Origin of the sequence: Myceligenerans pegani, from assembly GCF_014892515.1 — a bacterium.
In the GTDB taxonomy this organism is placed as follows: domain Bacteria; phylum Actinomycetota; class Actinomycetes; order Actinomycetales; family Cellulomonadaceae; genus Myceligenerans; species Myceligenerans pegani.
In genome coordinates this window covers 280,115-288,463 of the sequence record NZ_JADBGR010000104.1, presented here as the reverse complement: position 1 = coordinate 288,463, position 8,349 = coordinate 280,115, and the positions used below count along the sequence as shown (strand labels likewise).

Annotated in this window: 6 protein-coding genes; 4 read left to right on the top strand and 2 right to left on the bottom strand. The window is 71.6% G+C overall.

The window, feature by feature from the left end; genetic code table 11:
• Positions 1-37 precede the first annotated feature (37 nt).
• Both IIE03_RS19280 and IIE03_RS19275 read right to left on the bottom strand, forming a co-directional pair.
• Positions 38-1,684: a glycoside hydrolase family 53 protein gene (locus IIE03_RS19280; RefSeq protein ID WP_225997982.1), complete on the bottom strand. Its 1,647-nt coding sequence runs from the start codon at positions 1,682-1,684 to the stop codon at positions 38-40.
• A 77-nt stretch (positions 1,685-1,761) separates the two neighbouring features.
• A complete protein-coding gene (locus tag IIE03_RS19275) occupies positions 1,762-3,816 on the bottom strand; it encodes a beta-galactosidase (RefSeq protein ID WP_192864375.1) in 2,055 nt (684 codons plus the stop codon).
• Between the two features lie 271 nt (positions 3,817-4,087).
• Here IIE03_RS19275 and IIE03_RS19270 point away from each other — a divergent pair, with 271 nt between their 5' ends.
• From IIE03_RS19270 to IIE03_RS19255, 4 genes are read left to right on the top strand one after another with little or no spacing between them, the layout of a single operon-like run.
• On the top strand, positions 4,088-5,395 hold the full coding sequence (locus IIE03_RS19270) for an ABC transporter substrate-binding protein (RefSeq protein WP_192864374.1): 1,308 nt from the start codon (positions 4,088-4,090) through the stop codon (positions 5,393-5,395).
• Positions 5,396-5,398: 3 nt separating this feature from the next.
• Complete coding sequence (locus tag IIE03_RS19265; protein ID WP_192864373.1) at positions 5,399-6,421, top strand: carbohydrate ABC transporter permease; 1,023 nt, start codon at positions 5,399-5,401, stop codon at positions 6,419-6,421.
• Positions 6,418-7,308 carry a carbohydrate ABC transporter permease gene (locus IIE03_RS19260; RefSeq protein ID WP_192864372.1) on the top strand — a complete coding sequence of 297 codons (891 nt, stop codon included), beginning with the start codon at positions 6,418-6,420 and terminating at the stop codon, positions 7,306-7,308. The genes IIE03_RS19265 and IIE03_RS19260 overlap by 4 nt, the downstream gene beginning before the upstream one ends.
• The gene (locus IIE03_RS19255; RefSeq protein WP_192864371.1) at positions 7,305-8,312 is read left to right on the top strand and encodes a LacI family DNA-binding transcriptional regulator; all 1,008 of its coding nucleotides are present in this window, start codon (positions 7,305-7,307) and stop codon (positions 8,310-8,312) included. Before IIE03_RS19260 ends, IIE03_RS19255 begins: the two co-directional genes overlap by 4 nt.
• Positions 8,313-8,349: the final 37 nt, after the last annotated feature.

Below are 8,349 nucleotides of genomic sequence, written 5' to 3'. Positions count from 1 at the left end.
GACCACCCGACATCCGACCGACCACGCCAGGGGTGGCTCAGCGGGTCGGGTCCGGGGCCAGCTCTGCCGCCACCAGCGGGAGCAGGCGGTCGTCGAAGCCGAACATCGCCTGGTTCTCCCAGGCGTTGCCCGACGTCGGGTCCGCCGGGTCCCAGCCGCCGCCGTCGACGGCGGTCCACGCCGGCTCCCAGTACACGACGCCGAGGCCGCGCCCGCCCGGGGCGGAGGCGACGACGTCCTGGACCGCGCGGAACCATGCCGCCTGGCCCGCCTCCGTGGCCGGATACCCGGCCACGAGCTCGCTCGGCTGGTCGATGATGTTCCCCGCCGCGGGCGCGTCGTCGTCCAGCGTGAAGGGGTACGCGACCTCCACCACGATCACGTCCCTGTCGTACCGGTCCGAGAGCGTCGACACCGCCTCCTGCAGGTCCGCGAACGACCCGTGCCAGTAGCCGTAGTAGCTCAGGCCGATCAGGTCGAACGGCACACCCCGCGCCGTGACCTCGTCGAACCACCAGGTCAGCGAGTCGATCCCCCGGTTGATGTTCGTCAGGTGCAGGAGGGTCCGCGCCTGGGGGAACACCTCCCTGGTGGCATCGTGCCCGGCGGTGAGGAACGCCGCGAGGTTGTCCCACTGCGGCGCGGAGACGCCGTCGTCCGGATCGACGTCCCAGGTCTGGCCGTGCGGCCACATCATGCCGGGATTGATCTCGTTGCCGAGCTGGACGTAGTCGACCGTCGCGCCGGCGTCGCGCACCGTGGTCAGGACGTCGCGCGTGTGCTCCGCGAGCAGGCCGGCCATCTCGGCCGGTGGGGCGCCCTCCCAGGCGGCGGGTGTCCCCTGGGCGCCGGGATCGGCCCAGCGGTCGGAGTAGTGGAAGTCGATCATGACGTCCATCCCCGCGGCCTCCGCCCGGGCCGCGGCGGCGGCCACGCGGGCGCCCGTGTTGTAGCCGTCGGCCGGGTCGACCCAGACCTTCAACCGCGCCAGGTTCATGCCCCGGTCCGCCAGCAGGTCGACGGGGTCCGCCACCGAGCCGTCGGTGTCGCGGTACACGGCCCCGGAGTCCTCGTTCTTCGCGAGGCTCGACAGGTCACCACCGCGGATGTCCCGCGTGGCCCGCCCGCGCTCCAGGGTGACGTCGTCGACGTTCGCCCACGCGCCCGCGCCGCCGTTCGTGGCGACGGACACCGTGCAGTTGCCGCCCGTCGAGAACGCCGAGACGGCGATCCGCACCCACGCGTCGTCCTGCTCCGTCACCGCCGCGACGGTCGAGCCCGCCTCGGCCCGGCCGTCGCCGCACCAGAGCCAGAGCTCCGTCGCGTCGAGGTCCCCGCCCGACTTCACCATCGCGCTGGCGGTCCACCAGCCGGTCGGCACGCCGGTCACCCGCTGGCTCGTGGTCACGGAGTAGTCGCGGCCGGCCCAGTGCGTGAGCCGCATGTCCGACGACGCGCCGCCGGCCTCCGTCTTCGCTGCGGCGGCGTCACCGGTGGGTGACGACACCCGCCAGCCGGTCAGCCCGTCCTCGAACCCGGGGTTGACCAGCTGGATCGCGTTCCGTGCGACGGCGTCGGCCCGCGGCGGGCGCTCCGCCGGCGTCGCCGCGGCCCCGCCCGCGAGCGCCGCGGGCATGGCGACGGCGAGTGCCACCGCCGGGATCAGTACTCGTCTCTTCCGCATACGTCCTCCTTGACGTTGCTCGCTCCCCGCGCCGTGCGGGCAAGCACCTGCACTGCAACCCACCAACCACTCAGCGGCTATCCGTGGCGGCGCAGCACTCGCACCGCGCCGGCCGGGACGACCATGCCGCCTCCGGACGTCTCGTCCCCGGTCAGCAGGTCCGTGGCCGGGCCGTCGAGCGGGAGCTTGGCGTCCTCGCCGTGGTTGATCGCGATCACGTACTCGGCGTCGTCGCCGTGCCGGCGGATCACCTCCAGGTCCTCGGGGACGCCCGACGACGGCAGCCCGGCGTCGGCGTACACGTCGGCCATGAGGGCCGACAACGTCTCGACGTCGAAGTTCGTGGAGACGTACCAGCCGGTACCCGTCCCGTGCCGGTGCCGGGTGACGGCGGCGCCGCCCGGCTTGGGCCCGTCGGCGTAGGTGCCGACGACCTGAGCCCCGGCAAGGGTCAGGTCGTCGGCCCACACGGTCCCGGTGAGCTCGGCGCCCGCCCGCCCGCGGCCGCCGTCGTACCTGACGGTCAGGCTCTCGCCGGCGCGCAGCGGCAGGAACTCCTCGACGGTCACGCCGAGCGCGTCCCGCAGCGGGGCGAGGAAGCCGCCCGGGTGCACGGCGTCGTGCTCGTCGACGATCCCGGAGAAGTACGAGACCAGGAGTGTTCCCCCGCCCTCGACGTACCGCGTGAGGTTGGCGGCGCCGTCGGCGGTGAGCAGGTACGACGCCGGGGCGACGACCAGCTGGTAGCCGCTGAGGTCCTGCTCGGGCCGGGCGAGGTCCACGGTGTGGCCGTCACGCCAGAGGCGGTCGTAGAACGCGTTGACGCGCTCGCGGTGGCTGACCGCTTCGCTGGGACGCCAGTCGAGGTCCTGGGCCCAGAAGGACTCGTAGTCCCACAGGAGCGCGACGTCGGCCCGCACCCGGGTCCCGCGCAGTTCGCCGAGCTTGCCGAGGTGCTGCCCGAGTTCGACCACCTCGCGCCACACGCGGCTGCCCGTCCCGGCGTGCGGCAGCATCGCCGAGTGGAACTTCTCCGCGCCGGAGCGGGAGGCGCGCCACTGGAAGAACATGATGGAGTCGGCGCCGCGGCCCAGGTGGGAGAGCGAGTTGCGGGCCATCTCTCCCGGACGCTTGGCCACGTTGCGCGGCTGCCAGTTGACCGCCGACGTCGAGTGCTCCAGCAGCAGCCACGGCTTGCCGCCGGCGACGGACCGGGTGAGGTCGGCGGCCAGCGCGAGGCCGACCTCGCCGCGGGGGTCGGCCGCGGTGAGGTAGTGGTCGTTGGCGACGATGTCCACCTCGCGCGCCCACCGGAACAGGTCGGTGGAGAGGCATTCGGTGGCCATGAAGTTGGTGGTGACCGGCACGTCGGAGTGCTCGCGGATCGCGTCCCGCTCGGCGGTGAAGCAGGCGAGCAGCGCGGAGTCGGTGAACCGCGCGAAGTCCAGCCGCTGCGCGGGGTTGACCGCCGACGCCGACGCCGCGGGGACCTGGACGTGCTCCCAGTCCCCGTAGACCTGGCCCCAGAAGGCGGTGCCCCACGCGGCGTTCAGCGCGTCGAGGGTGCCGTACCGCCCCTGCAGCCACTCGCGCCAGGCGCGCCGGGCGTGCACGGAGTAGTCGTCGGCGACGGGCGCGCCGTACTCGTTGTGGACGTGCCACAGCGCCAGCGCGGGGTGCCTGCCGTAGCGCTTGGCCAGCTCCGTGGCGATCCGGACGGAGGCCCGGCGGTACTCGGGAGAGCTCGGTGAGACCATGCCGCGCGAGCCGGGCCCCAGCGGCACGCCGTCCCGCGTGACGACGCGCGCCTCCGGGTAGGTGGCGTAGAACCAGGCCGGGGGCGCGGCGGTGGGTGTACCGAGGTCGACCCGGATGCCGTTCGCGTGCAGCAGCTCGATGACGCGGTCCAGGAACGTGAAGTCGAACTCCCCCTCGCGCGGCTCCAGGAGCGCCCAGCTGAAGATGCCGATGCTGACGAGGTTCACGCCGGCCTCGCGCATGAGGCGGGCGTCCTCCTCCCAGACCTCCTCAGGCCACTGCTCGGGGTTGTAGTCGCCCCCGTAGCAGAGGCTGTCGACTCCGGGCAGCCAGCCCGTGAAGGCAGGTCCGACCGGTGGGGTGCTTGCGGGCATGGGTACTCCTCGATCACGACGGCGTGGGCGTGGTCTCACTGGTCCGGTCCCCGGCAGATGCTGTGCGCGGTCCCAGCATTTCGTGGGGCAAGTCCACACCATGAAGCGCTGTCGTGGCAAGCCAGTGAGTTCCAACTGGGTGTTTGCGCTGTGCGCCGTGCCATCGCTACTGTGACCGTGCACACCATCGTGCACGGAGACTCACACTGTCGTGACGCGGCCGGGGAGTCCCGGGCGCCCCACGCGATGGTCCTTGATGAGGAGGACACCCATGCGCCTGACTTCAGGCACCAAGGCCGGCGCGGTTCTCGCCGCCACCGCCCTGCTCGCCGCCGGATGCTCCGGCAGCCCCGACGACGGCTCGGAGCCGACGGGCCCCGTCGAGCTCACGTTCTGGACGTGGGCGGGGCTCGGGGAGGTCGTCGACATCTGGAACGCCGAGAACCCCGACATCCAGGTGGTGGTGAACGAGCAGGACGGCGGTGACCCGGCCGTCACCAAACTGCTCACCGCGATCGAGGCGGGCTCCGGCGCGCCCGACATCATGCAGGCCGAGTACCAGAAGATCCCGCAGCTCGTCTCCAACGACGCCGTTGCCGACATCTCCGGGCTGCTGAGCGAGGAGACTCCCGGCCACTTCGCCGACGGCGTGTGGAACGCCGTGACGCTCGGGTCCGACGCCGTGTACGCGGTACCGCAGGACTCCGGGCCGATGCAGTTCTACTACCGCGCCGACATCTTCGAGAAGTACGACCTCGAGGTCCCGACCACCTGGGAGGAGTACGCCGAGGTCGCCAGGGAGCTGCACGAGAAGGACCCGGACAAGTACCTCGGCACGTTCTCGGCGAACGACGCCGGGTGGTTCGTCGGCCTCACCCAGCAGGCCGGCGCGTCCTGGTACGGGATCGAGGGCGAGTCCTGGTCGGTGAACATCGACAGCCCGGAGGTCAGGCAGGTGGCCGAGTACTGGGGCGGGCTCGTCGAGGAGGGCGTCATCGACAACAAGCCCATGTACACCCCCGAGTGGAACCAGGGCCTGAACGACGGCACCCAGGTGGGCTGGCTGTCCGCGATCTGGGCGCCCGGCGTGCTGAACAGCAACGCCCCCGACACGGCCGGCAAGTGGGAGATGGCGCCGATGCCGCAGTGGGACGAATCCGCGGAGGCGACCGGCACGTGGGGCGGATCCGCGACGGCGGTCACGACCCAGTCCGAGCACCCGGAGCAGGCGGCGCGGTTCATCGAGTGGCTGAACACCGACCCGGTCGCGGTGCAGGCCCTCGTGGACGTGTCGAGCCTCTACCCCGCCGACGTCGCCGGCTCCGAGGACGCCCTGGCCGAGCCGCCGGAGTTCTTCTCGAACCAGGAGGACTTCTACGAGATCGCGGCCCAGACCGCGCAGACCACGCAGCCCTTCACCTACGGGCCGAACATCAACGTGGCCTACAGCGCCTACAACGACGAGTTCGCCAAGGCCACCGAGGCGAGGTCGGCCGACGCCTTCGTCGCCGCCGTCGAGGCGATGCAGCAGATCACGGTCGACGACCTGGTGAACTCCGGCTTCGACGTCGCGGAGTGACGTATGCCCGAACCGATCACGCAGGACACGCCGCGCCGGCGGGCCACGGATGCCCGCCGGCCGGCGTCGGCCCACGCCCTCGCGCCGCCTTCGGGCACGCGAGCACGACACGGCGGCGCCACGCGGCGCGGCCGTCACATCGCCCCCTGGGCGTTCCTCTCCCCGGCCATCGTGCTGTTCACGCTGTTCCTCGCGGCGCCGATCGGGTACTCCGTGTACCTCAGCTTCCGCACCGAGAAGGTGAGCGGGCTCGGCCTCGGCTCCGGCTCCCGCCAGGAGGTGTGGAACGGCGTGGCGAACTACGTGTCCGCCGTCGCCGACACGGAGTTCCTCGCCTCCGTCGGCCGCATCGGGCTGTACGGCCTGATCGTGGTGCCCGTCATGCTCGGCTCGGCGCTGCTGTTCGCGCTGCTGCTCGACGCGCGGCGGACCCGGGCCCGCCGGTTCGGCCGCATCACGATCTTCCTGCCCTACGCCGTACCGGCCGTGATCTCGTCGCTGCTGTGGGGCTTCCTCTACCTGCCGGCGGTCAGCCCGTTCTACTGGGTGTTCGATCGCCTCGGCTGGTCGGTGCCCTCGCTGTTCGGGCCGAACCTGGTCATCTTCGCCGTCGCCAACATCGCGATCTGGGGCGGCATCGGGTTCAACATGGTGGTGCTCTACACGGCGCTCAAGTCGGTCCCGTCCGAGCTGTACGAGGCCGCCGAGCTCGACGGCGCGTCGCAGATCGGCATCGCCTGGCGCATCAAGATCCCGATCGTGCTGCCGGCGATCATCATGACCTTCGTGTTCTCGATGATCGCGACGCTGCAGGTGTTCGCCGAGCCGACCACCCTGCGGCCGCTGTCCAACGCGATCTCCACCACGTGGACCCCGCTGATGAAGGTGTACCGGGACGCCTTCACGCGCGGCGACCTCTACTCGGCCGCCGCGACGTCCGTGGTCATCGCGGTGGCGACGTTCGTGCTCTCGTTCGGGTTCCTGCGCCTGGTGCAGTCCCGGGCCTTCGGCCAGGAGGAACGATGACCGCAGTGACCGCACGCCCGGACGTCGTCGTCCCCCGGGCTCCCGCCGGGCCCGCGCGCGACCGGCCCAGCGCCACCGCGACCGCGATCCTGCTGATCGGCGCGGTGTACTGCCTGCTTCCCGTCGTATGGGTGGTGTTCGCGGCGTCCAAGAGCTCGGCCGAGCTGTTCTCGACGCTGACGTTCGTCCCGTCGCTCCACCTGTTCGACAACATCGCCGAGCTGTCCGCCTACCGCCAGGGACTCTTCTGGCGGTGGATGCTCAACACGGCCCTCTACGCGGGCGTCGCGGCCGCGCTGTCCGCCGTCGTCTCCGCGATGGCCGGCTACGCGCTGGCGAAGTACTCGTTCCGCGGCAAGACCGCCGTGTTCAACGTGCTGCTCGCCGGCGTGCTCGTACCCGGCGTCATCCTGGCGATCCCGCAGTACCTGCTGCTGGCGCAGGTGGGACTGACCAACACCTACTGGTCCGTGCTCCTGCCGAGCATCATCAGCCCGTACGGCATCTACCTCGCGCGCATCTACGCCGCGGCGGCGGTCCCGGACGAGATCGTCGAGGCCGCCCGCACCGACGGCGCCGGGGAACTGCGCACGTTCGTGCAGGTCGCGATGCCCATGATGACGCCCGGGCTGGTGACGATCTTCCTGTTCCAGTTTGTCGCCATCTGGAACAACTTTATGCTTCCCTACATCATGCTCGGCGACGACAGACTCTTCCCCCTCACCGTGGGCCTCTCCGGCCTGCTCGGCCAGACCGCGTCCCAGCCCGCGATGTACACGCTCGTCGTCACCGGCGCGCTGCTGTCCATCGTGCCGCTGGTGGCCCTGTTCCTGCTGCTGCAGCGCTTCTGGCAGGTCGACCTGGCAGCCGGGGCCGTCAAGGCGTGAGCACCAGGAACCGGCGGCCCACGATCCGCGACGTCGCGGCCGCCGCGGGCGTGTCCCGCGGCACCGTGTCGCGCGTGCTCAACGGCGGCAAGCTGGTCTCCCCCGAGGCCCGCGCCGCCGTCGAGGCCGCCATCGCCTCGACCGGGTACGTGGCCAACCAGCACGCGCGCTCGCTGGCCACGTCCCGGTCGAACTCCATCGCGTTCCTCCTCACCGAGCCGCAGCACCTGCTGTTCGAGGACCCGAACTTCTCCGTCCTGCTGCGCGGGGTCGCCGAGGAGCTCTCCGGCCGGGAGATCCCGCTGCTGCTCATGGTGGCCGGGACGCCGTCCGAGTGGCGGCAGATCACGCGGTACGTGGCCGCCGGGCACGTCGACGGCGTGCTGCTCATCTCCTCCCACCGGGACAACCCGGTGCTCGCCGACCTGCTGGCGCACGACGTGCCCGTCGTCGCCTGCGGTGTCCCGCTCGGGTACGAGGGCCGCGTCGGGTACGTCGCCGCCGACGACAAGCTCGGCGCCGTCACGATGGCGCGTCACCTGCTGGAGCGTGGGCGCACCCGGATCGCCATGATCACCGGGCCGCTCGACACGTCGGGCGGGACGCTGCGCCTCGAGGGCTACCGGGAGGCGCTCGGCGACCTGTACGACGAGACGCTGGTCGCCACCGGGGACTACTCGCGGGAGTCGGGCCGCCTCGCGATGGCCGAGCTTCTGCGGCGGCGGCCGGACCTCGACGCCGTCTTCGTCGCCTCCGACCTCATGGCCGCCGGGGCACTCGCGACCCTCCAGGCCGAGGGCCGCCGCGTGCCCGACGACGTCGCCGTCGGCGGGTTCGACGACTCCGGCGTCGCGGCGGCCATGCACCCCGCCCTGACGACGATGCGGCAGCCGTTCGGCCGGATCAGCTCGGAGATGGTGCGGCTGCTGCTCGAGGTGATGGAGGGCGAGGAACCCGCGGGGATCATGCTGCCGACGTCACTGGTGAAGCGGGACTCGACCTGACCGGGAGGGCTCACCGTCCGGACCGGTGATAACACGC